The 698-nt window shown below is 60.5% G+C and carries 1 protein-coding gene; it reads right to left on the bottom strand.

The window, feature by feature from the left end; all coding sequences use genetic code 11:
• Positions 1 to 180: 180 nt before the first annotated feature.
• A partial coding sequence (locus JF66_RS19845) for a recombinase family protein (protein WP_035880613.1) occupies positions 181 to 698 on the bottom strand: 518 nt, incomplete at its 5' end.

Raw genomic sequence — 698 nt, 5'->3', positions numbered from 1 at the left:
CTACCGTGGATATCCGGGATACCCCGGGTACCCCGGATATGCGGGCTATCCCGGCTATCCGGGATATGCCGGTTACGCGGGTCATCAAGCTGGCTATTCCGACGTCGATATCGAACGTCTCAGACTCTAGGTCGATAGCCGCGAGGACACGGCGCAGCAAGCCACCCTCTCGGACTATTGCTACTTAGAAAGAAGCTTGGCACCATCCGGCCGCAGCTCCCCGGATGGGGAGACATGGCGGTACAGCGTCTGTCGCGTGACCCCAAGTTCTTTGCAAAGAACACCCACCTTGGTTTCCCGCTTCCCCATCGCTGCCATGGCCAGGCGAATCTTGGCCGGCGTCATCTTGAACGGGCGCCCGCCGGTCCTTCCCCGTGCTCGAGCTGCGGCGAGCCCGGCAACCGTCCGCTCAGAGATGAGTGCTCGCTCAAACTCGGCCAAGGCAGCGAAGATACCAAAGACGAGCTTCCCCGATGCGGTCGTGGTATCGATGGCCGCACCCTCTCCGGTGAGCACTTTAAGGCCGATACCTCTATCGGTGAGGTCATGGACCGTGTTGACCAAGTGGCGCAGATCTCGACCGAGCCTGTCGAGTTTCCACACCAGGAGCGTGTCTCCGTTGCGGAGTGCTTTCAGGCAGGCTAGTAACTGGGGACGGTCGTCCTTCTTACCAGAGGCATGATCTTGGTACAGGTGGT

It is taken from the genome of Cryobacterium sp. MLB-32, assembly GCF_000738085.1.
GTDB lineage: Bacteria > Actinomycetota > Actinomycetes > Actinomycetales > Microbacteriaceae > Cryobacterium.
This window is presented reverse-complemented; position numbering and strand designations above follow the sequence as displayed.